Origin of the sequence: Pseudomonas fluorescens group sp. (assembly GCF_020093335.1) — a bacterium.
Classification (GTDB): domain Bacteria; phylum Pseudomonadota; class Gammaproteobacteria; order Pseudomonadales; family Pseudomonadaceae; genus Aquipseudomonas; species Aquipseudomonas petroselini.
Map to the genome: position 1 here is coordinate 41,153 of NZ_JAIOKW010000001.1, position 20,363 is coordinate 61,515.

A 20,363-nucleotide genomic window follows, 5' to 3' on the forward strand; every position below is an offset into this window, starting at 1 on the left:
AGAAAGCCCTTCATTTGATCCCTCCCGTAATTGAGCCCGCACTTTTGCTTTTCATGGCGTACAGCCACCATTGGCGGGACGGCGAAGGGTAGAATGGCTTTTTATCTAGAGTGTGAGAGATGGAACCTAACGAGGTAATTGACGCGCTCGCCGAGCAAGTGGAAGACGCAAAAAGCAGAGGCCTTAAAGAGGTATCCATCGAAAGCCTGGAGATGTACATGGCTGCTTTGCGCGCGCGCGTTGATAAGCTATCTCCGCTGACCGAGGCAAATACCGAATTCCAGAGGCAAGCCAACGAGCACGCTTTCCAAGATCGACAGGCGATGTTCAGGACGGTTATAGATTCAGGTCAGGCAGCGTTGAAATCGAGCATTCTTGTCGGGGGAGGCGCTGCGGCGGCATTATTGGCGTTCTCCAGCTCAGCGTGGAAGGCTCTCAACACTGCCGGCCTTGAATTGTTGGGTTTGACAGTGTTTGTGTTGGCTTGCGGCGTGGTCTTTGCCGTTATCGCCAGCGGCGCCACTTATCTCTCTCAAGGGCTCTACCACGACGGGATGGGGAAGCCGCACAACTGCTGGGAAGATCGTGCAGGCAATGCATTGCGTTATACGTCGCTGACTCTGGTGGCTATTTCCTATGGACTCTATGGATGGGCATGCTGGAATATTTACAGGATCATGGGCAGTTTTTCTGTTGGAAGCTACATTCCTGTCGGCTAATCAGATACAAGAAGCCCGGCGCTGGGCCGGGCTTATTAGAAAGTGGCTTTAGATTGCTTAATGAAGCTTACAAAGTCGATCACGATCGTAGGAGGTTTTTTATATCCACATACAGCAGGTATCTTGTACTTGGACAGTGATTTCGGAAGGGTGAGCTGGGGGGATTCATTTGATACAAGCGGCAGGCCCTTTATCTCAGCTGTTGCGATAATGATTAAATCATTTTCTCCTACACCAGCTCCGTATCGATTCCCATCGATTTCTAATAATGCTTTAAGTCTGGCTGCACATCGCAATATGGCTGTGTCAGGGTGGAGAATGCTTATATCCTCATCCTTCAGCCATTTACCGCACTCGGGTGTTTTAGCCGTTGTCTCGTCGAAAGCAACCAATGGCATCGAAATTGTGCCAAGGAATATTTGATTGCTGACCCAATTCCAAAGCTTTGGAAACTGCTCTTTAGGGTAATTGTCCCAAGCATATATCATTGATGAAGCATCAAATGCCCACATAGAATTCCTTAAGGCTATCTATATCCCTGATTTTAATTCCGTCTAAGTAGGTGCTGGCTTTCGCGAGACTGATATTTCTTGCATTAAGAGAGTCGAGTACCACCCGCACAAATCCATCGCCAAAAATGTGCTTTGGCTCTCGATGTCTAAATGCTCTATTACCGCTTTGGTCAAGCTCTGGCATTTTCAGGCGCGCGCGATAGCTTCTGTAAGCTTCGTATTCATCGTTTCGTATGAGACCTTCGTCGCGAAGACGTCGAATTATAACCTCGCCGCTCACACCCCACGCTTTTCTCTGTGGCTCAAGCCAATCGTCAAAATCCTCTGCGTCATCTGGCTTGCTGCCTAACTCTATAAGGCGCAAAAAACTGTCTGGTACTAAAACTAACCCTGCGAATTCGTTGGCTTCTTTCTCATGACCGCTCGCATTATGAAAATCACCATCATCATCAATAGAGCTTTCATTGTGCAGCAAAATGTGCCCAAGCTCGTGCATTAGAGTGAAGGTCTGAAGAGTCTCAACATACTGTTTTTTAACAAAAATAAGAGGGCATTCTTCGCTGTATAAAGAGAACCCAAGAACAGGGTTTTCTTTAGCTATTTGCCACTGCCCGTGATACCCGTTACTTCTAAATACGAGTATTCCCTTCGCTTCTACAGCAGTGCGGTACTGCTCAAACGTAGAGTGCTTCTTTAAGCATAGCCACTCTCTTGTTGCATGAGCCGCTTCTTTGACATTTTCTGAAATTTTCGGAGGTGCAAATCGAGCGATATCTTCATTTTCGATATCGCTTACCAGATCTAGATAAATATCTCTCTGCCGCTCAGCGCGTTCAATTAGATTGCGGAGCTTATTGTTAATAGTGGGCTTTTGATTTGCTATACTACGAAATGCGGCGGTATGGATTGTCACTGGATTAGCTTCACCTTCCTCCATGAAAAAGAGAACACCACGGCCAAAGTAGTCTGCGATTCTCTTCAGCTGGGCGAAAGATAGCCCTCGCTCCCCCTCTGCAGCCTTCGACAATGTGGCCTCAGCCACTCCAGTCTCCGAAGCAAGTGTTCGCAACGATATGCCGCTTTCCCGGCAGCACCAACCGATCCGTGCATGATTGAAATCTATTCGCTCCATTTGCCCATAACCCTCGGGTCAAGCTCCTGTAAATCTTGAAGGGAGTGTACGGTTCCTGCTATCAACCGTCTAATTTAGTCGACCGCCGCCATTTCCATCTGACTCACATCACCTGGGCACACCATATAAGTGATTCAGCGCTACCAGCTCAACCACCGCCACGATGGTGCAGAGCACAACGAAGCCAGGGCTGAAGACTCGCTTGCGACCTGATGAGCCCCAACAACTAGGACCCGCGTCGGAAATGAAAGGAAGCACCATGAGGAACGCCAACCAAGCCCATACCCAATACTTGCTCCAGAAGCTCTGCTCTCGCCATTCAGTCATTGGCTCACCCTGGGCTGCAGCATCAGGAAAACCAGCCATACCCAGGGCACTTCATGGCTCGAAGGCGATGTAACAGCGCTAGTGCTTCAGGATAATCATAGTCCGAGGCGCCGAGCTTGGAGCGCTGTACGTATTGCAAAGCGTCATCAACCTGCTGCATATCTGCGAGTCGCTTAAAATTGCGACATTGCTCTATACGTTCAGCTTCCGTAACGGGCATTGGTACTGCGTCGAGCTGTTTTTCGTACTCGGTTTTTTCTTTTGGCGTGCTGAAGCAGCCCGAGAAGATAAGACATGCGACTGCGAGCGTCGCGATCCGTAAAGCGCTCATCACCACATTCCTTTGTGTACGCGAGTGCTGATCAGCTCGCGGTAGTTCGGTCTATGTTCCCGCGTCAGACGCGTCTATTCGGGCTTGCTTCTGTTGATCCGCCCGGCCTTCACCTCATCCGCATACCCAGTGAGCCTGTCTGCTTCCTCATAAAGCGTACCCACCAATCCCATCAAGGCTATGGCGTCGGCATCACTGAGCTTTTCCGCAAGCTTGCCAAGGTCAACACAGGACTGCTCAAGGTTGAATGCGATCGCCTTGAGGTCGCGGCGCAGTTGATGGTTTGGCTTCGTGAGGGACATAGGGCCTCCTGAAAAGCATCAGTAAAACTTCTGCAACGCCTGTACAACCACGCCCACGATCCGGCAATTCTCATCAACTGCCTCGATCGGGTAGCTGGGGTTCAGCGGCTTAAGGAACAGCCGGCCGCCGTCGCTTACCAGCTTCTTGAATGTCGCCTCATTGCTGTCCGGCAGCTTGGCCACGACCAGCTTACCTGGTGCAACCTCCGCTTCAGTGTCCACCAGGATCAGAGTGCCCTCGGTGATGCTTTGGCCGGCGGGCGCCGTCATCGAGTCACCTTTGACTGTCAGCCAGAACGCAGGGCCTTTGGAGTCGTACTCCGAAAACTCGTAGGTGTCCGAGATTCCAGCAGGGTAGGGTTCCACTGCTTCCGCCCAGGCGCCGGCGGCAACCCAGCTCACTACCGGGTAGCGGAATGATTTGGTGGGCTGTGCGGCGATTGAAATATTCGAGGGGCTTTCGCCAGGCAAAAGCAGCGCTGCAGGATCGATTTTCAGTTCATGGGCAATCTTGGAGATATCGTCAAGGTTTGGCTCCCGAGCATCTTTCTCATAGTTTCCTATGCGCGATTGGGATTTCCACCCGCACGCCTTTGCCAAGGCAGCCTGAGAAAGCCCTGCTTTTTCTCTGTAGTGCGCGATGCGCGATCCGAGTGTCTTCATGGATCGAATTTTAATCACGGAGTGAAATAAATTCCGCCCACTTATTGTGTTTGCCAATAACACGTTATGTGTTTATCCTTGGTTTATTGACCGCAGGAGCAACGCAATGAACCTCATAGCAGAGTTTCGTGAGGAGGCCGGAATCACCCAGGCAGCCTTACACCGAAAGCTCAACTGGAAGCAGTCGCGGCTCGCTAACTACGAGTCGGGCGCACGCCCATTGAAGCTTGATGACGCCCGGAAGATCGTCCAGGCGCTGAATGAATTAGGTGCGAAATGCACTTTGGATCGCGTTTTTCCGCAGCAATCTTCTGCGGATGTTCGGGCCGCCTAAGTGACATCCCTGTCCGCCGTTCCATTGAAGCCAGATTAGAAGAGAGCAGTCCCCATGCAAACGTCCAGTTCCAGACACACCGTACAAACCCGTGATCAGGTGCTGGTCGCCCACGCTGCAAACCAGATTGCACGCACCAGCCTGAGCCAGGACGACTTCGCCCAGGCGCTGAGCCGCGAGCTTCATCTGTCGTGCCCGGAGAAGGCTATCGCCAAAGAGGTGCCGGACTTCGCAGCGCTGACGTTACAGAACGACGTTGCCGACTTCGTGAGGGCGACCGGCCGCTGGCTCAAGCGTGTTCAACGCTGGCTGAACGGCGATCAGGAAATGCCGTCGTGGCTGGAAGAGTCGTGGGTCAACGCTCTTGAACCTGAATTCCGTGACCACTGCGTAAACGAACTGGCAAGTCGCCACGGTTTGACTGGCGCCCGCCAGATGACCAGCGACCTATGCGCCAACAAAAGCTTCGGCGCACTGATCCGTGCCCTGGGTGATGTGATCGACACCGGCAGCGAAGTGTTTGACGACCAGGTGATGTGCGAGCAAGACCTGCCGCACTTGCCGGCGTTCGCCAAGCAGTGCCGTCAGGTTGAAGCGAAGGCGGGGGAGTTGGGGCGCAAGGCTGAGCAGTTGATGAAAGACGCCAGGCCAAATTTGAAATCTATCGCCTGAATTTCAGGCACAAAAAAGCCGACGTACGAGGTCGGCTAATTCGATAACACTTTGTGAGACCGATTATATGCAAACCCCGCCACATATCAATAGCTCTACCAATCTCGCGCCACGTTTTCCGCAATCTGAAAGCGTGGCGCGTATTAGCTCACATTCCGTCCCCTTGGCGGCCTGACATGCAATACACCGTCACGATTAACCAGGTGAAGGCGCTGGAGTGGGGGCTGAACTCTCAGCAGGCCCTGCTGTTCGCGTTCGTCTACGGCTGCCCGAGCTGGACCAAGCCAATCAAGACCGATGACGGGATCTTCTTCGCGCTGAGCAAGGCAAAGATCATCGAGGAGCTGCCGCTGCTCACTGATAAGCCGGACACCGCTTACCGCATGCTGAAGGCCCTGGAGGAGGCCGGTTTGATTGAGCTTTCCAGTACTTCGAACATCACGCTTTTCCGCCTCACAGAGAAAGCGATCGAGTGGAACCAGAAGCTCGACGGGTCGGAAAAATATCCGACCCCGCCAAACAATAAGGGTCGGAAAAAAATCCGATCTACCTCGGATAAATCTCCGAGCAAGGTCGGAAAAAAATCCGGCCAAGGGTCGGATAAATCTCCGACAAATCAGGATACCAATCATCAGGGTACCAATCAGGAAACCAGTCAGGACTTGCAGGACGCCACCGGCAAGCCGGCTCAGTCCCGCGGCTTGGTGCTGGTTGTTGATCGCACCGATGCCCCGCGGGTCGAGATCCCCGCTGACATGCCGGGCCCCAAAGACCAAACCTGCAAAACCTTCAAGGTCTGGGCGAACTACGCCATGGCTTACCGCAAGCGCTACGGCGCCTGGCCGGTGTGGAACGCCAAAGTCGGTGGTCAGCTCGGCCAACTGGTTGACCGCCTGGGCGCCGACGTCGCCCACCATGTCGCCGCCCACTTCCTGAAAACCAGCGATGCCGCTGTCCTGCGCAAGTGCCACAGCCTCAACGAACTGCTGGCCAATGCCGAGAGCTACCACACCCAGTGGGTCACCGGGCAGCGCATCAACGGCACAACCGCCCGCCAGATGGAACGGACCGAGGCGAACCACTCCGCAGCCGAGCAGGCCGCCCAGATGGTCCTGGACAAACGCCAATCAGGTGACCGCAATGAATACCTCTGAAATGAACGACCAGCAGGTTGCCGGGCTGGCCGCTGCCATCTGCGCAACGGCCGAGGCCATGGGCCAGGAAATGAACCCTGGCACAGCCGCGATGATGGCTGAAGACCTTTGTACCTACCCGGTGCCCGTCGTCAAGGCGGCGCTGAAGGCGTGCCGCTTCGAAGTGAAGGGCAAGCTGGCAATGGCTGACATCCTGCAGCGTGTCCAGACCTCCGACGGCCGCCCTGGGAAGGACGAGGCATGGGCAATTGCCATGACCACCAACGACGAGTACGAAACCGTTGTCCTGACCGACGAAATCCAGCTGGCCCTGGCCGCTGCGAAACCCATCTTGGATGGCGGCGACAAAATCGGCGCGCGCATGGCCTTCATCGACGCCTACCAGCGGTTCGTGGGCCAGGCCCGCGAGGATGCGAAACCAGTCAACTGGCATGTGTCAGTGGGCTTCGACGCCAACCGCCGCATCCAGGCTGTGACCAAGGCAATGGAGCTGAAGCGCATTCCCCACGAACACGCCCAGAAGTACCTGGCAGACCTTAGCGTTGAGCCGATCACCGAGGATGGTCGTGCCATTGCAGGTCTGCTCACCGGTTCCGTCACCCGGGCAGAGCCCGTTCTTCGCCAAAAACTGGAGGTCGTGAAGAGCTCGATGCTGGAAATGCGGATAGCCAGCGAAGAGCGAAAGGATGAGATCCGGATTGCAGCGGCCAATGAGTTGGCTGATCGCCGGGCCCTGCTGATCAAGCAGGCGCAAGAACTGGAAGAGAAGAGGGCGGCGCAATGACCGACAAGATCAGCGTCAACTGTCAGGCCAAGCTCACCGAGGCGATCACATGCTTGACCACCATGTACCGGGACAAGAAGTTTGTGGTGGTCTCCCTGCGCCCGGGCAAGGACCGCACGCTCGACCAAAACCGCCTGTGGTTCGGGATGTACAAGCGCATCGCCGAAATGACCCAGATCGGCGACGCGGCTGACGCCCGGCGCTACTGCAAGCTGCATTTCGGCGTGCAGATCCTGTTGAACGAGGACGCAGGGTTCCAAGCCGAGTGGTACCGGGTCATGCGCCATCTGCCCTACGAAACGAAGCTGGCCATGATGGGGGAATGCCACCTGTTCGGGCCGGACGGCTTCCCGGTGACAAGCCTGTTCAATCGCGCCCAGGGCATCAATTACACCGAACGCATCGCCACCTACTTCACAGGCCAAGGTGTAGTTTTCACTGATCTACTCAGCAAGGAGGCTGCATGATCGCCAAGCAACCCAAACCTAAGAAGTGCAATAATCCGGCATGCGGCATCAGCTTCCCGCCGCAGCGGCTCGGCCAGGCAGTATGTAGCCCGAAGTGCGGTCTGGCCATCAAGGACGTGAACCAGGCGAAGGCGCGCAAGTCGCTGGCCGAGATCGGCCGCAAGGAACTGCGCGCGGCGAAAGTGAAGATCAAGTCGCGTGCCCAGCACATGAAAGAGGCACAGACAGCGTTCAACGCCTGGGTCCGTGAGCGGGACATCGGCCTTCCATGTGTGAGCTGTGGACGGCACCACAACGGCCAATGGCACGCCGGGCACTACCGCACCGTCGGCGGCAACCCTGAGCTTCGCTTCGAACCGCTGAATGTGTGGCGCCAGTGTGCACCGTGCAACAACCACAAGTCGGGCGACATCGTGAATTACCGGTTGGAGCTGGTGAAACGCATCGGCGCCGACAAAGTGGATTGGCTGGAAGGGCCTCATGAGCCTCAGCGCTACACCATCGAGCAGTTGCAGGCCATCAAGGCGAAATACCGGGCAATGACCAGAGAGCTGAAAAAAGGGGAAGCCGCATGACCTATCGCAACGTCGTTTCAGCAGTAGTTCGAGCCCTCGCGGCCGAGACCATTACTTCGGCAGGCGGCTGTGACTTCGAGCCGAAGGTGCAGTGCGCCAAGCAGAAGGGGGAGATCGTCGGTAAGGAGGCAGCGTTTCTTCAGGACTGCTGGGTGTTCGGACGCCTACATAAATCGCTGTCTGCTGAGCATTGGCGCGCACTGGTGGCGAAATTCTCAACGCATACCGAGCGCAAGCATGCAGCAATTTCCGAATTGACTCGGTTGATGCGCTCGCCGGCGCCGGAGCGTTTCCTGCACTGCGCCGTGGTGACATGGGCGCTTCCTCGGCTGCCAGGAGTGGACGGCAAGCGCTCCACGAACGTCCTGCCGGCCGGTTGGTACGAGATGGACAACTGGTCGAACGAGCCGCACCCGATCAAGACTCAGGAGCGCTGGAGGCGTGATATTCGTAAGGCGCTGGAGCGTGAAGTGGATGAGGCTTTGGTGTGTGCACAAACATTGCTGGATGCAGAAGGACTCATCGAGACAAAAGTTGCTTGACCAAGATTGCTCCACTGAGCCATTATCAACCCATCCTGTCATTCCTGCGCGTGTTGAGGGGTGAGCTAAAAGCCCAGCCGCCAAAGTTGGGCTTTTCTGTGAGCGCGAAAAAATTCGAGTTATCAGTATTCACCACTTTAGTCTCACTGGTTGCAGTGTTGGGCCCATTTTCCTATGGGGTACTGGCGCTCTATGAAATCGGGAGACTGGGGTATTTCAACGCACCAGTTGACTTCCTGCAGTTAGGGTCTTTTGGCTTTTCCGATGTGATACTCAAAGCTTACCCATCGGTGATTCCGATGGTTGCAGTGGCGGCTCTTTCCGTCAGGTTCTTATGGTTGAAAGGCATTCATCGAGCATATGCGGTTTTGCATATCGTTGGGCTTTTCGCTCTTTTGCTTATTACTTTAGTTAACGGCTCAGCCTGGAAGATATTTTGGGTTTGCGTTGCTGCCATTGCGATACTTTTTTTATTGATAAAAGGTCCTCCTGCGCCGCCGGAGATGGGTAATGAGTCAGAAGAAGACTCGAAACCATTAGAAACAAAAGACCAGAAGTTTTGGCGAATCGCTCAATGGTGTCCTGCGCTGATGATCATCGTCTTCGTTTTGGGTTGGATGGTGTCCGCTTACGGTGCAAAAAATGCTGAGCTTGAGACTTACTACTGGTGCACCAAGGATGAGGTTGTCCTAGGGTTCTATGGAGATAAGGTACTAACGTCAAAATTGCAGAATGGGGATATTGGTCATACTTTCTCAATTCGCGACGTTAAAACGTTGACGGAAATGAGTTATCAAAAGATTGGACCACTCAAGGTTGCTCCTCTTTGGAAGCCTGCTCTCGGCAGATAATTCCATGAGTCGAGGGATTCAATAGCGGCCTAGCGATTTGATAAAAAGCAATAACATAGCCCGCCAAAAGCGGGTTTTTTATTGCCCACGGAAAGGGCGATTCAGCAAAAGGAATTTGCAGATGTTGAAAGAATTCAGATGCGGTAACTGCAAAAGACTTCTCGCCCGCACGGGTGGGTTTACAGAGCTCCAGATCAAGTGTTCCCGGTGCGGGACGTTGAATCATGCGAAGGACAAGATCCTCGAGCAATCGCCTTTGAGCGACATGAAAGCGGAATCTTCCGCGAAAAATCATTCGACTCAATAGGTGACAAAATGACTGTACGAGTACTCGGCAAACACTTCAAAAACGACCTGACTTTCAGTGGCCGCGCCAGCGATGTGGCTACGTTGTTCACACCACAACAAAACGTGAATGGCATCATTTTTTATGACATCCGTACCTGGATCCAAAACACCGTAAGTGTTGGACTGACCCCGCCACCAGATCGTTTTAAATTTACTCTACCGATCATTCATACAGGGGGTGAGGTTTTTCAACCCATCGTGATTCCTGCGGGTCTTGGGGTATATATGCAGTTGAGCGACAGTTACAACATTCCCGTGTATATGCGCTGGGACTATCTCAACGCCGACGGCACTGTGGCGTAACTCACGCTGAAGACGGCAGGCCTGCATAAGTGCGGGCCTACCAAGAAATATCGCGCGGCTTAGGTCGCGCAACTATTCAAGGCCTCGCCATCGGGCGGGGCCTTTTCGTTTTCGGCTCCACCACACCCATTGCTCCGAGCTGGGAGTGCTGCTGGAGCTGACTTATCTGTACAGGTCGTACCTCGGCCACCTTTCTCTATGGAGTGGCGATGGATCCTAACGACCTGGGGCCAGGCACGTTCGCGTGGCTTGGCGGTACCGGCACTGTGCTGCTCGGTGGTCTGTTGTGGTTGAGGAAATTCCTCTCCAAGGACGCTACCGATCGGGCAATGGATAACGCCGACATTGGCACCGTCCGCCGGCTGAATGAACTGCTCGACACTGAGCGAGCCCGTGCCAACGCCGCCGAGGCCCGCGCCGACCAATTCGCCAAGGAGCGCAACGAACTCGCCGCGGCGGTTGGACGGATGGAGGGCAAGATTGAAGCGCTCACCAGCCAGGTCGCGCAGCTTACTGATCGTGTGACGCAGCAGAGCGACGAGATCAACCGCCTGCGCACCAAGCTGGGAGGAGTTGCCTGATGGACAGATGTGCAATCAACTTCATCGCCCGCCACTGGTGGAGGCGAGCCGAAGTGTGGGTAATCGCGCTGTTGCTGGTTACCGGTGGTTTTGCTCTGGGCTGGCAGGCTGGCGTCTGGTCAGCCAGCAGTGAGCAGACCAAGCAACTTGCAGAGGTGCGCGCCGCCTATGACGCCGCCCTGGGTAAGCGCGATGTGCGCCTGAACAGTTTGGCCGAGAAGACCCAGGACGCCGCGGTGAAGGTGCAAGAGGCGTCGAACTCTGCCGTCCAGGCGGCCGACACGGCGAGCAAGGCGGCCGAGAAAGCCAACGAAGCGTTAGAGCGGCAGGCGCCGTAGTCCGCGCCACGTTTTCGAATGCGCCAAATCGTGGCGCGTGCAAGGAGGTTGCCATGAGCATCAAGAAGACGCTGATCCACTTCAACGACATCACGCTCACCTTGTCTGCGGATGACCTGAAGGCTGCGCTGATCGCCAAGTATGGTGATGCCGCTTCAGAGGTGCTGGTCGACGGTGTGATCCTTCAGAGCTCCACATATTCCGCGTATTGCCCGGATGATGGCGTGAAGTTCACCTTTGCTCAGCCGCTGGAAGGGCACAACACATGAGCAGCGTCACCCGCCTGCGCCACGCGCTACCGATGAGCCAGGACATCAACTCTGCTGTAAGCGCTCTCGACAAGGCCATTGCCGATGCCGTGGACGCCGCCAAGGAAGCCGGGCTGCCCCAGGGGCTGATCGTGAGCCTGCTCCACGGTCACACCCACGCACAAACTCATCAGATGGTGACCGAATGACCATCAAGGTTTTGGAGTTCAAGCGGGAAGACTGGCGCGATGCCGCCAAGACCCTGCGCAAGATTGCCGATGACCTCGACGCCGGTGAGCATCCCGAGTGCACGGTTGGCGCCTTGACGCTTATCGGCGCGAAGGGAGAGGTGACAGTGTTCGGCCTCGGTCCTAAGTGCGATGACCTCCAATGCCTCGGTGCTATGCGCCTGGGTGAGCAGAAGCTGATTGATGTGCTGCTGGATCAAGGAGAAGGGTAGGTGTGCCGCACATTAGCGCGGCACTATTTGCGGGGGGGAGTAGATGTAGGTTAGCCGCGATCGATAATGACGATCTGGGCTTCGATTTCACCCTTAATCGAGCTGGCTTTACCCTGGAAAGTAACGCTTCCGTTCTCGAATACATTACAGATTGACTTGTCATCGAACGTGAATTTTGCAGTCCCAATTGCGTCTGGAAACTCCTTATTCACGGTTGTATATGAGTTTTCGATGTGTGCGATCAGGCGCGCGGGGTATTTGGTTTTCGCCATGGTGAAGCTCCATCCTTGTTAGTGGTTGTTGTTTATGGTGGCTAACTGCCTTGTTTTCAAGTGATTTTCCGAGTTAGGTGAAACAATTTATGACAACCAAGCAGCCCGATTGGGAGGCGATCGAACGTGCCTACCGGGCTGGTTCGCTTTCCATCAGAACTATCGCTGAGCGTCAAGGCGTAAGCGACACGGCAATTCGGAAGAAAGCCAAGGTTCAGGGATGGGCGCGAGACCTTTCTGACCAAGTGCGCAAAGAGGTTCGCAGCAAGCTGGTTCGCGGCGAGGTTCGCAACGACCAAGGCGCGAACTGCGAACTTGACGCCGAGATCATCGAGGAGGCCGCAGAAGAAGGGGCTCGGGTGGTTCGCAGCCATCGCCGAGACATTCGCAAGGCCACGAACCTTGCGAACCTGCTGATGGATGACTTGCTCAATACCATCCAGCGCCGCGAAGAGATCGAAGACGCGATCATCGACGAGACTGACGAGGACAATAACGGCATGCGCCGGGCCTCGATGCTCGCTGCTGTCGCGCTACCCAGCAATTCCAAAACCCTGTTTCAGCTTTCCTCTGCAATGAAGAACCTGCAGGTTCTGGAGCGTCAGGCATTCAGCCTGGACGAGAAGGAGAAGACGGACGACGCCGACGAGATCTCGAAGATGATGGATGAATTAACACAGGACGCCTGATATGAAACCCGAGCACATGAAACTGCTTCGGGATCGGTTCTGGCGACTGAATAATCTCTACTTCATCACCGACAAGCAGGGTAAGAAGGTTCGCTTCCGCATGACGCAGGAGCAGATCGACTACTTCCAGGGGATGCATACCCGGAATATCATCCTGAAAGCTCGCCAGCTTGGCTTTACAACGCTGGTGTGCATCGTTCAGTTGGATGCAGCGTTGTTCGAGGCTGCCAAGTGCGCCTTGATCGCTCACACACTGAACGACGCGAAGCGCCTGTTTCGAGAAAAGGTCAAATACGCCTACGACAACCTGCCGAAAGAGCTGCGTGCCGCCAACCCGGCGCGGAGCGACGCTGCCGGCGAGCTGGTGTTCAGTAAGGGTGGTTCGCTTTACGTTTCCACCTCGTTCCGGGGCGGCACGCTGCGATACCTGCACGTATCCGAGTTCGGAAAGATCTGCGCCAAGTTTCCGCACAAGGCGCGGGAGATCGTCACCGGTGCTTTCGAGGCTGTCGCTGCTGAGTGTTTCGTCACCATCGAATCGACCGCTGAAGGCCGGGCCGGGTATTTCTTTGATTACAGCCAGTCAGCGGAGCGCCAGCAATTAGCCGGTGTCCCGCTAGGCCTGCTGGATTGGAAGTTCTTTTTCTTCAGTTGGTGGAACAACAAGGCCTACTGGCTTGACCCGACTGACGTTGTCATCCCGCAGCGCCTGACCGACTACTTCAACGAGCTATTCGCAAAGCAGGGCATCGACACGAACCCTGGCCAGCGCGCCTGGTACGCCGCCAAGGAGAAGACCCTCGGCGACGACATGAAGCGGGAATACCCGTCACTGCCGGCGGAAGCCTTCCAGCAGTCGATTGAGGGTGCCTACTACGCCAAACAGTTCACCAAGCTGTATGGAGCGCAGAGGATTGGCGCGCTACCGGACAACAGTCATCTGCCGGTGCACACGATATGGGATATCGGCGTCGGCGACTCCACGGCCATCTGGTTTGTCCGGATTGTCGGCGAGGAATATCACGTCATCGACTTCTACGAGAACAGCGGTGAAGGCCTTCGGCACTACATGAAGGTGCTCAAAGATCGCAAATACACGTATGGCGATCACTGGGGCCCGCACGACATTGATAACCGCGAATTCGGCAGCGACGGCAAGACTCGGCGCGAACTGGCCCGTGAGGGCTACGAGATCGACGGACAAAAATACAGCCTCAAGTTCAGCGTTGTTCCAAAGCTGGGCATCGACGAAGGCATTGAGCAGGTTCGGGAGATCCTTCCGGCCTGTGCCTTCGATGAGTCCAAGTGCGAACTGGGTATTTCCTGCCTGGAGAACTACCGAAAGGAGTGGGACGACAAGCGGGGCTGCTGGAAAGACAAACCACTTCACGACTGGTCATCGCACGGCGCGGACGCCTTCCGCTACTTCGCCGTCTCGATGGGCCGACGCAAACGCACAGGCGGAACACGCCGAATTGGAGGCTTGGCCTGATGCCAGTGCAATCGACAAACCCCGACTACGACGCGCACATCGCCGAATGGGAAATGATGGACGACGCGCTCGAGGGCGAGTGCGCGGTGAAGCGCAACGAGCGCAATCTGTCTAAGCCGAGCGGTATGGTTGAGGCCGAGAAGATCGACGCCTCCGGCAACAAGCACCTGTACCAGAACTACACCGATCGGGCCCAGTACGAGCACTGGGTGCGTGACTCACTGCGCTCAATGATGGGCCTGGTTTCTCGGCTGATCCCGGAGATGGAGCTGCCCAGCGGCCTGAAAGGGCTGGAAGACAACGCCACTGCTGACGGCTTCGGCTTGAAGCAGTTGTTCTTCCGCATGGTGCGCCAGGCTATCTCGCACGGCCGGGTGCCGCTGGTGGTGAACATCGATGAGAGCGGCGAGCCTTATTTCTCGACGTACGCCACGCGCAATGCCATCAACTGGGACACGGCTGATCAAGGTGGGCGGCAGGACCTGGTCCTCTCTGTGTTCCGCGAGTTCCGTAAGAAGGGCGGCGACCGCTACAGCCATGACTGCGACACGGTGTTCCGTGAGTTCTTCATGCAGGGCGAGGTCTGCTACACCGCCGTGCGGAATGAAGGCGGTGAACTGGTCGAGGACGAAAAGCCGCTGGGCACAACAGGAACTGACAACCGCCTGGTCAAAGGCCTGTCGTACTTGCCGGTGATCTACTGCGGATCGACAGACAACTCGCCAGAAGTGGATGAGGTGCCGCTGCTGACCATGGCGCGGGCCGCACTGAAGTCCTACCAGTTGAGCGCCGACTACTTCACGTCGCTGCATCAGACCAGCCACCCGCAGCCTTGGGTTTCTGGGCTGGATGAGGCTGTAGAGCTGAGCGTCACCGGCCCATCTGCGGCATGGGACCTGGGCCCAAACGGCGAATGCGGCTACTTGGAGTTCCAGGGCGCGGGTATTGAAGCCGTGCGCAAAGCCATGGACGACCAGAAAAACGCCGCGCTTGAGGCCGGCGCGAAAGTCATGGACGTGGCCGGAACCGAGTCGGGTGAGGCGCGCAAAACACGCCAGAACGACCAGCACGCCACGCTGCATAGCATCGTCATCACGGTGGCCGAGGCAGTGGAGCAGGGCCTGCGTTACGCCGCCGAATGGAAGGGCTACGACCCCAAGCAGGTCAAGTTCAAGGTTAACCCTGAGTTCGTGACCCCGGTGGTCGACGCCCAGGTGCTCGCCGAGCTGCTCAAGGGTGTGATGGCCGGCACGATCAGCGCCGACACCTACTGGCAGTACCTTACCACCGGCAAGCTGCCGGAGCGCCCATACGAAGACGAAGCCGAACTGATCAGCGATGAGCGCGAGTCGGCCGGCATCAATTTGGACAAAGACGATGCCATCGACAAACCTGGTGCAGGCGGACAGCCAACTGTTGGAGCAGACGACGCGCCACTCGGTAATGCTGGAGCGGCTTAAGGCCGGCGAGGTCAAGAAGTTCGAAAAGTACCTGCGCCACATCGATACGCTGGTGCGGGAGCAGTTGACCCGCAAGGAGCTGACCACCTACAGCCGGGACCGCCTTGAGCAGTTTCTGGCCCGGGTGGATGGCAAGCTACTGGATATCTACAAGGCATACGGCGACCTGGTCCAGGCTGATCTGGTTGATATCGCCCTTTATGAGTCGACCTTCGAGGCTAAAAGCCTGAGTAACGCACTCTCCATCGACGCGGTGGTGCCGACCAACACGGTGATTCGCGCGGCTGTGTTCTCCTATCCGCTACAGGTGAAGGGCATCGACGGCGGCAAGCTGCTGAAGAGCTTCGTCAGCGGCTGGACTCGCACCGAGACGATGCGCGTCACGAACACAATCCGGCTCGGCTTCGGCCAGGGCCAGACCAATGCCCAGATCATCCAGGCGATTCGCGGTACCGCGGCGCAGAACTTCACGGACGGCGTCCTAGCGGTGAGCAACCGCAACGCTGCCGCCGTGGTGCAGACGGCAATCCAGCACGTAGCCACCACGGCACGAATGGAGACGCTGAAGGCCAATAGTGACGTGGTGCTGGGCTACCGCTGGGTGTCGACGCTCGACCGCAAGACCTCGCAGCAATGTAAGGGCCTGGATGGCATGCGCTTCGATCTGGGCAAAGGCCCGCTGCCGCCGGCGCACATCAACTGCCGATCAACCACGGTGCCGACCACCAGGCTTTCGGAGATGTTCGCCAAGGACGCCACGCGCGCATCCGTGGGCGATAACGGTGGGGCCCAGGTCGACGCAGGCCTGAACTATTACGAGTGGCTGGCAACGCAGCCAGCGAGCTTTCAGGATCACGCCCTCGGGCCGGTCCGGGGCAAGTTGTTCCGCGATGGAGGACTGACGCCGGAGAAGTTCGCCAAGCTGCAGCTGGATAAGTCGTTTAAACCGCTGACGTTGGCGCAGCTGAAGGAGGCAGAGCCCGACATGTTCACCCGAGCAGGCGTTACACTCGGCGCTCCACCAGGTTGAGATAGCGCATGCAGATCATCGTTGAAGACGGTAAGGGCAGGCCAGACGCGAATAGCTTCGTGCCGCTGGAGAAGCTGACCTTCTACCGCGACTACTACGGGTTCCGGATACCTGAAGCAGAGGCTGACCAGGTCGAACTGCTGCTGCGCGCCGCGGCCGACATCAACGGTCGCCAGTGGAAGGGTCGTAAGGCCAATCCTGAGCAGGCAATGTCCTGGCCCCGGCGTGACTGCAAGATCGAATACCAGACGTTGTCCGAGACGTTCGTGCCCTTTGAGCTTGAATGGGGCCAGGTACGGCTGGCGGTCGAGCTATACGCTGTCGACCAGGGCTTCCATATCGAGGAGCCAACGCATTGCACTGAGCCCAATGGCCGGCGCACGCGGCTCAATCGCGATACGCCAGGCTTTCGCATGCGTCCGCCGCCATACGCGCCGAGCAGGACGCAGTTCGCCGATTACCTGATGATGCGCGGCCTGTCGGTAGTGGATTCATGAATATGGGCTTGAATTAAAGCGTCTAAGTCCCCATGTGTAACGGCCTAGATATCAAAAGAGGCGCTTTATCATGACGGATAGGGAAGACGTTGCGCGTGCTATCAAGGCGCTCAGTCCGAAATCAGAAATTATGGAGTTTGATTTCACTCCACACGCTCCGAAAATTCTGCGTGAGCTGGCCGACGAAATAGAGAAAGGGACCAAAAACCTAAAGAGTGCAGCCTGGCATTGCAGTAAATCAACGCCGCACATTCAGCAAATGGTTGTAACCATTGAGCGCGATAGCTAACTCATAACCCAATTTGAAGTTCACAAACCTCGGCAATGCCGGGGTTTTTTTATGCCTGCTGATTAGGTCGGCAGCCCAGAAATCCCGAGGGGATACCCATGTTCAAGCTTAAACAACTTTTTCTGAATGCAGCCGGCGAAGGCGGCGAGGGTGGCGGCGGTCCGGCGATCACTCCTGAGATTCAGGCGCTGATTGATCAACAAGTCGCTGGGCTCAAGACCAAAAATAGCGAATTGCTCGCCTCCCTCCGGACCACCAAAACAGAATTGGATGGTTTCAAGACCCAGTTCGAAGGCCTGGACATCAACGCGGTGAAGGCCCTGCTCACCAAGGTGGGTCAGGATGAGGAGACCCGCCTGCTGGCTGAGGGCAAGCTCGACGAGGTCATCACCAAGCGCACCGAGCGCCTGCGCACCGATTACGACACCAAGCTGGCTGCTGAGAAGACCCGTGCTGACAAGGCCGAGGCCTTCGCCGCCAAGTACAGCGACAAGGTGCTGGCCGATTCCATCCGCGCTGCTGCCATCAAGGCCGGCGCGCTCCCCGAGGCTGCCGAGGACATCATCCTGCGCGCCCGGGGCACTTTCAAACTCAGTGAAGACGGCGAGGCGATTGCCACCGACCGTGACGGCGAGGTCGTTTACGGGAAGGACGGGAAAACCCCGCTGTCGCCGCTCGAATGGGCGGAGTCGCTGCGTGAAACAGCAACACACCTGTGGCCAAGGGCTCAGGGTGCCGGGCAGACCGGCGACAACGGTGGCAAGGCCACGAAAAAGTGGGGCGAGTACACGGAAACCGAGCGCGCTGCGATCGCCCGTGACAACCCTGAGCTCTTCAAGAAAATCCAGGCCACCAAAGGAACCTAATCCATGGCAACTACCCAACTGACCGACATCTTCGTCGGTGACTACTACGCCTCCCTGGCGCCGGTTAACAGCCCAGAAAAGACCGCTGTATACGAGTCGGGCATTGTGACCCGCTCGCCCGTGCTGGACGCGATCGCCTCCGGCAGCCAGGGCACCGCCGAGATCAGCTACTGGCAGGATCTCAACGCTGATGAAGCCCCGAACATCAGCAACGACGACCCGAACGACCAGGGCGAAGTCGGCAAAGTCACCCAGGACAGCATGCGTGCCCGGGTTCTGTATCTCAACAAAGGCTACGGCGTTACTGACCTGACCGCTGAGCTTGCGAACAGCGAGCCTCAGCAGCAGATCCGCAACCGCTTCGGCACCTACTGGACTCGCCAGTGGCAGCGCTACACTCTGGGTGCCGCTCGCGGCATCATCGCGTCGAACATCGCGAACAACGGCGGTGACATGGTCATCGACGCGGGTGCGACCATCAGCGCGAATGCCTTTCAGGATGCCGCGTTTACCGCCGGCGATGCGGCCGACCAGTTCGGCGCGATCGGCGTGCACTCGGTGGTGATGAACCAGATGGTCAAGCAGGACCTCATTGAGTATCTGCGTGACTCCGACGGCAAGATCATCCTGGCCACATACCTCGGCAAGCCAGTGTTCATGGACGATGCCCTGGTGTATGGCGCGGGCAAGTATCTGTCCGTGTTCTTCGGCCAGGGCGCGTTCGGTTACGGCGAAGGCACGCCGAAGGTTCCGGTAGAACTGGAGCGTAAGCCGGGCGGCGGTAACGGTGGCGGTGCCGAGGTGCTGTGGGAGCGGAAGACTTACATCCTCCAGCCTGCCGGCTTCAGCTGGAAGGGTTCCGAGGCTCAGAACCTCAGCCCAACCGCGACTCAGTACGCAGCTGCTGCGAACTGGCAACGTGTGTTCAGCCGCAAGCAGGTTCCGTTCGCCGCTGTGATCAGCGGTACCACCACGCCGTAATTCGGCCCACACAGCCTGGCGCCCTTATGGCGCCGGGATGCTTTTGAGGTGATTCATGAAAGTGATCTACACGGACAAACCGGGCAAAGAGCGCGGCGTGTGCTACCGCCTGTTGAGCGAGTTCTTTGGGGTGATCGGCACCGCGACTGAGGTTGTCGTCGAGGGCGATGCGCCGGATATCTTCGATGCCTACCAAGCGGCTGGCATCAAGGTTTCCGACGGCAAGGAGCCAGAGAACAAAGAAACCGACCCTCTGAAAATGAAGGTCCCCGAGCTGAAAGAATGGCTGACCGAGAAGGGCATTGCCTTCGACCCGTCCGCCAAGAAAGAAGACCTGCAGGCCCTGGTGCCAGCGAAATAAGGACAAGCATATGACCGACTTCATCACCGTTGCCGATGTTGATACCTCGCTGGGTCCTGGCTGGGCCGGCACCGGTGATCCGGTCCTTGCTGTGACCATGGCAAACGCCTGGCTCACTGCCAAGATTAAGCGGGCTGTTCCTGATCCGGTCCCGGCCGAGATCAAAACAGCTGGCGCCCAGGTCGCCAAAGAGGCGGCGGCGGGCAAGCTGTACACAGCAACGCAGAAGGAAGTGCAGAGCAAGACCGTATCCGCGCAGTCCGGCACGTCGGTGAGCAAAACGTACGTGGCAGGCTCTACCGACCAGTCGGCGGGCGTCAACTTCGCCCTGGCGCTGCTGGAGCCTTGGATCAAGCGCTCTGGCGTGATGATGCTGAAAAGGATCTGATCATGGGCATGCGCGAAGAGATCCAGGCTGAATTGGCCGAGGCGTTCGACGATCCCGATGGGCTGACCGACGCGGTTAAGCCCGTGACGGGCGTGCGCAAGGTTGCGGGCGAGTATGATCCGGACCTGGGCGGCGAAACGCCTGAGACCACCGTCAATTACATTGGGCGCGGTGTTCTGGGCAGCTACATGTCCAAGGAGATCGACGGTTCGCTCATCCAGACCACCGACAAGAAGCTGCTGGTGCTGCAAAACGAGCTGTTCCTGTCGGAGGCCGGCGTTCCGACGGCGGTACCGGCTGCCCCGGCCATTGGCGATATCGTCAACGGGCTGCGGGTGATGAACGTGTCAGCTGATCCGGCTGATGCGACGTGGACGGCTCAGTTGAGGAAGTGA

At 56.9% G+C, this 20,363-nt stretch carries 34 protein-coding genes; 27 read left to right on the forward strand and 7 right to left on the reverse strand.

Features of this window, described 5'->3' with window-relative positions; translation table 11 throughout:
• Positions 1-119: 119 nt before the first annotated feature.
• Positions 120-719: a hypothetical protein gene (locus K7431_RS00240; RefSeq protein ID WP_012724025.1), complete on the forward strand. Its 600-nt coding sequence runs from the start codon at positions 120-122 to the stop codon at positions 717-719.
• A gap of 35 nt (positions 720-754) precedes the next feature.
• Here the strand turns inward: K7431_RS00240 and K7431_RS00245 are convergent, their stop codons facing one another.
• From K7431_RS00245 to K7431_RS00270, 6 genes are all read right to left on the reverse strand, one after another.
• A complete protein-coding gene (locus K7431_RS00245) occupies positions 755-1,231 on the reverse strand; it encodes a DUF4411 family protein (protein WP_043205302.1) in 477 nt (158 codons plus the stop codon).
• The gene (locus tag K7431_RS00250; protein ID WP_012724027.1) at positions 1,218-2,363 is read right to left on the reverse strand and encodes a helix-turn-helix domain-containing protein; all 1,146 of its coding nucleotides are present in this window, start codon (positions 2,361-2,363) and stop codon (positions 1,218-1,220) included. The genes K7431_RS00245 and K7431_RS00250 overlap by 14 nt, the downstream gene beginning before the upstream one ends.
• 108 nt (positions 2,364-2,471) lie before the next feature.
• Entirely contained in the window at positions 2,472-2,690 is a 219-nt protein-coding gene (locus K7431_RS00255) for a hypothetical protein (protein WP_080567233.1), read from the reverse strand.
• 22 nt (positions 2,691-2,712) lie between these two features.
• The gene (locus tag K7431_RS00260) at positions 2,713-3,021 is read right to left on the reverse strand and encodes a hypothetical protein (protein WP_043205303.1); all 309 of its coding nucleotides are present in this window, start codon (positions 3,019-3,021) and stop codon (positions 2,713-2,715) included.
• Positions 3,022-3,095: 74 nt separating this feature from the next.
• Positions 3,096-3,323 carry a hypothetical protein gene (locus K7431_RS00265; RefSeq protein WP_012724030.1) on the reverse strand — a complete coding sequence of 76 codons (228 nt, stop codon included), beginning with the start codon at positions 3,321-3,323 and terminating at the stop codon, positions 3,096-3,098.
• 18 nt (positions 3,324-3,341) lie between these two features.
• A complete protein-coding gene (locus K7431_RS00270; RefSeq protein WP_012724031.1) occupies positions 3,342-4,049 on the reverse strand; it encodes a LexA family protein in 708 nt (235 codons plus the stop codon).
• A 43-nt stretch (positions 4,050-4,092) separates the two neighbouring features.
• On the opposite strand from K7431_RS00270, the gene K7431_RS00275 reads away from it, so the two are divergent.
• The 15 genes from K7431_RS00275 to K7431_RS00345 all read left to right on the forward strand — a co-directional run bounded on the left by K7431_RS00275 (position 4,093) and on the right by K7431_RS00345 (position 11,643).
• Positions 4,093-4,320 (forward strand): helix-turn-helix domain-containing protein, encoded by a 228-nt coding sequence (locus K7431_RS00275; RefSeq protein WP_012724032.1) that lies wholly within the window; start codon positions 4,093-4,095, stop codon positions 4,318-4,320.
• Positions 4,321-4,374: 54 nt separating this feature from the next.
• Complete coding sequence (locus K7431_RS00280; RefSeq protein ID WP_012724033.1) at positions 4,375-4,992, forward strand: hypothetical protein; 618 nt, start codon at positions 4,375-4,377, stop codon at positions 4,990-4,992.
• Between the two features lie 176 nt (positions 4,993-5,168).
• Positions 5,169-6,146: a phage replication protein gene (locus tag K7431_RS00285; RefSeq protein ID WP_043205307.1), complete on the forward strand. Its 978-nt coding sequence runs from the start codon at positions 5,169-5,171 to the stop codon at positions 6,144-6,146.
• A complete protein-coding gene (locus tag K7431_RS00290; protein WP_043205309.1) occupies positions 6,133-6,930 on the forward strand; it encodes a hypothetical protein in 798 nt (265 codons plus the stop codon). The genes K7431_RS00285 and K7431_RS00290 overlap by 14 nt, the downstream gene beginning before the upstream one ends.
• A complete protein-coding gene (locus tag K7431_RS00295; protein ID WP_012724036.1) occupies positions 6,927-7,397 on the forward strand; it encodes a hypothetical protein in 471 nt (156 codons plus the stop codon). The genes K7431_RS00290 and K7431_RS00295 overlap by 4 nt, the downstream gene beginning before the upstream one ends.
• Complete coding sequence (locus K7431_RS00300; RefSeq protein ID WP_012724037.1) at positions 7,394-7,972, forward strand: recombination protein NinG; 579 nt, start codon at positions 7,394-7,396, stop codon at positions 7,970-7,972. The genes K7431_RS00295 and K7431_RS00300 overlap by 4 nt, the downstream gene beginning before the upstream one ends.
• Positions 7,969-8,514 carry a hypothetical protein gene (locus K7431_RS00305; RefSeq protein ID WP_012724038.1) on the forward strand — a complete coding sequence of 182 codons (546 nt, stop codon included), beginning with the start codon at positions 7,969-7,971 and terminating at the stop codon, positions 8,512-8,514. The genes K7431_RS00300 and K7431_RS00305 overlap by 4 nt, the downstream gene beginning before the upstream one ends.
• Positions 8,511-9,365 carry a hypothetical protein gene (locus K7431_RS00310; RefSeq protein WP_012724039.1) on the forward strand — a complete coding sequence of 285 codons (855 nt, stop codon included), beginning with the start codon at positions 8,511-8,513 and terminating at the stop codon, positions 9,363-9,365. The genes K7431_RS00305 and K7431_RS00310 overlap by 4 nt, the downstream gene beginning before the upstream one ends.
• Before the next feature lie 121 nt (positions 9,366-9,486).
• Positions 9,487-9,672, forward strand: a complete 186-nt coding sequence (locus tag K7431_RS00315) for a Com family DNA-binding transcriptional regulator (protein ID WP_012724040.1) — start codon at positions 9,487-9,489, stop codon at positions 9,670-9,672.
• Between the two features lie 8 nt (positions 9,673-9,680).
• Positions 9,681-10,016 carry a hypothetical protein gene (locus K7431_RS00320; RefSeq protein ID WP_012724041.1) on the forward strand — a complete coding sequence of 112 codons (336 nt, stop codon included), beginning with the start codon at positions 9,681-9,683 and terminating at the stop codon, positions 10,014-10,016.
• 209 nt (positions 10,017-10,225) lie between these two features.
• Entirely contained in the window at positions 10,226-10,597 is a 372-nt protein-coding gene (locus K7431_RS00325) for a hypothetical protein (RefSeq protein ID WP_012724042.1), read from the forward strand.
• Entirely contained in the window at positions 10,597-10,935 is a 339-nt protein-coding gene (locus tag K7431_RS00330; protein ID WP_012724043.1) for a hypothetical protein, read from the forward strand. Before K7431_RS00325 ends, K7431_RS00330 begins: the two co-directional genes overlap by 1 nt.
• A gap of 53 nt (positions 10,936-10,988) precedes the next feature.
• A complete protein-coding gene (locus K7431_RS00335; protein WP_012724044.1) occupies positions 10,989-11,204 on the forward strand; it encodes a hypothetical protein in 216 nt (71 codons plus the stop codon).
• Complete coding sequence (locus K7431_RS00340) at positions 11,201-11,392, forward strand: hypothetical protein (protein WP_012724045.1); 192 nt, start codon at positions 11,201-11,203, stop codon at positions 11,390-11,392. The genes K7431_RS00335 and K7431_RS00340 overlap by 4 nt, the downstream gene beginning before the upstream one ends.
• Positions 11,389-11,643: a hypothetical protein gene (locus K7431_RS00345; RefSeq protein ID WP_012724046.1), complete on the forward strand. Its 255-nt coding sequence runs from the start codon at positions 11,389-11,391 to the stop codon at positions 11,641-11,643. Before K7431_RS00340 ends, K7431_RS00345 begins: the two co-directional genes overlap by 4 nt.
• 50 nt (positions 11,644-11,693) lie before the next feature.
• On the opposite strand, the gene K7431_RS00350 is transcribed toward K7431_RS00345, so the two are convergent.
• Positions 11,694-11,915, reverse strand: a complete 222-nt coding sequence (locus K7431_RS00350) for a hypothetical protein (RefSeq protein WP_012724047.1) — start codon at positions 11,913-11,915, stop codon at positions 11,694-11,696.
• Between the two features lie 89 nt (positions 11,916-12,004).
• Between K7431_RS00350 and K7431_RS00355 the strand changes: the two genes are divergently transcribed.
• The 11 genes from K7431_RS00355 (at position 12,005) to K7431_RS00405 (ending at position 20,363) form a co-directional block, all read left to right on the forward strand.
• Entirely contained in the window at positions 12,005-12,604 is a 600-nt protein-coding gene (locus K7431_RS00355; protein WP_012724048.1) for a hypothetical protein, read from the forward strand.
• Between the two features lies 1 nt (position 12,605).
• A complete protein-coding gene (locus tag K7431_RS00360; protein WP_012724049.1) occupies positions 12,606-14,096 on the forward strand; it encodes a terminase in 1,491 nt (496 codons plus the stop codon).
• On the forward strand, positions 14,096-15,556 hold the full coding sequence (locus tag K7431_RS00365) for a DUF4055 domain-containing protein (RefSeq protein WP_012724050.1): 1,461 nt from the start codon (positions 14,096-14,098) through the stop codon (positions 15,554-15,556). The genes K7431_RS00360 and K7431_RS00365 overlap by 1 nt, the downstream gene beginning before the upstream one ends.
• Positions 15,474-16,586, forward strand: a complete 1,113-nt coding sequence (locus K7431_RS00370; protein WP_255610689.1) for a minor capsid protein — start codon at positions 15,474-15,476, stop codon at positions 16,584-16,586. Before K7431_RS00365 ends, K7431_RS00370 begins: the two co-directional genes overlap by 83 nt.
• Positions 16,587-16,594: 8 nt before the next feature.
• Entirely contained in the window at positions 16,595-17,083 is a 489-nt protein-coding gene (locus K7431_RS00375; RefSeq protein WP_012724052.1) for a DnaT-like ssDNA-binding protein, read from the forward strand.
• A 70-nt stretch (positions 17,084-17,153) separates the two neighbouring features.
• Positions 17,154-17,372 carry a hypothetical protein gene (locus K7431_RS00380; RefSeq protein WP_012724053.1) on the forward strand — a complete coding sequence of 73 codons (219 nt, stop codon included), beginning with the start codon at positions 17,154-17,156 and terminating at the stop codon, positions 17,370-17,372.
• 98 nt (positions 17,373-17,470) lie between these two features.
• Positions 17,471-18,238, forward strand: a complete 768-nt coding sequence (locus K7431_RS00385) for a hypothetical protein (RefSeq protein ID WP_012724054.1) — start codon at positions 17,471-17,473, stop codon at positions 18,236-18,238.
• A 3-nt stretch (positions 18,239-18,241) separates the two neighbouring features.
• Entirely contained in the window at positions 18,242-19,219 is a 978-nt protein-coding gene (locus tag K7431_RS00390; protein WP_012724055.1) for a major capsid protein, read from the forward strand.
• A 55-nt stretch (positions 19,220-19,274) separates the two neighbouring features.
• Positions 19,275-19,580 (forward strand): HeH/LEM domain-containing protein, encoded by a 306-nt coding sequence (locus tag K7431_RS00395; protein WP_012724056.1) that lies wholly within the window; start codon positions 19,275-19,277, stop codon positions 19,578-19,580.
• 10 nt (positions 19,581-19,590) lie between these two features.
• Entirely contained in the window at positions 19,591-19,968 is a 378-nt protein-coding gene (locus tag K7431_RS00400; protein WP_012724057.1) for a hypothetical protein, read from the forward strand.
• A gap of 2 nt (positions 19,969-19,970) precedes the next feature.
• A complete protein-coding gene (locus K7431_RS00405) occupies positions 19,971-20,363 on the forward strand; it encodes a hypothetical protein (RefSeq protein ID WP_012724058.1) in 393 nt (130 codons plus the stop codon).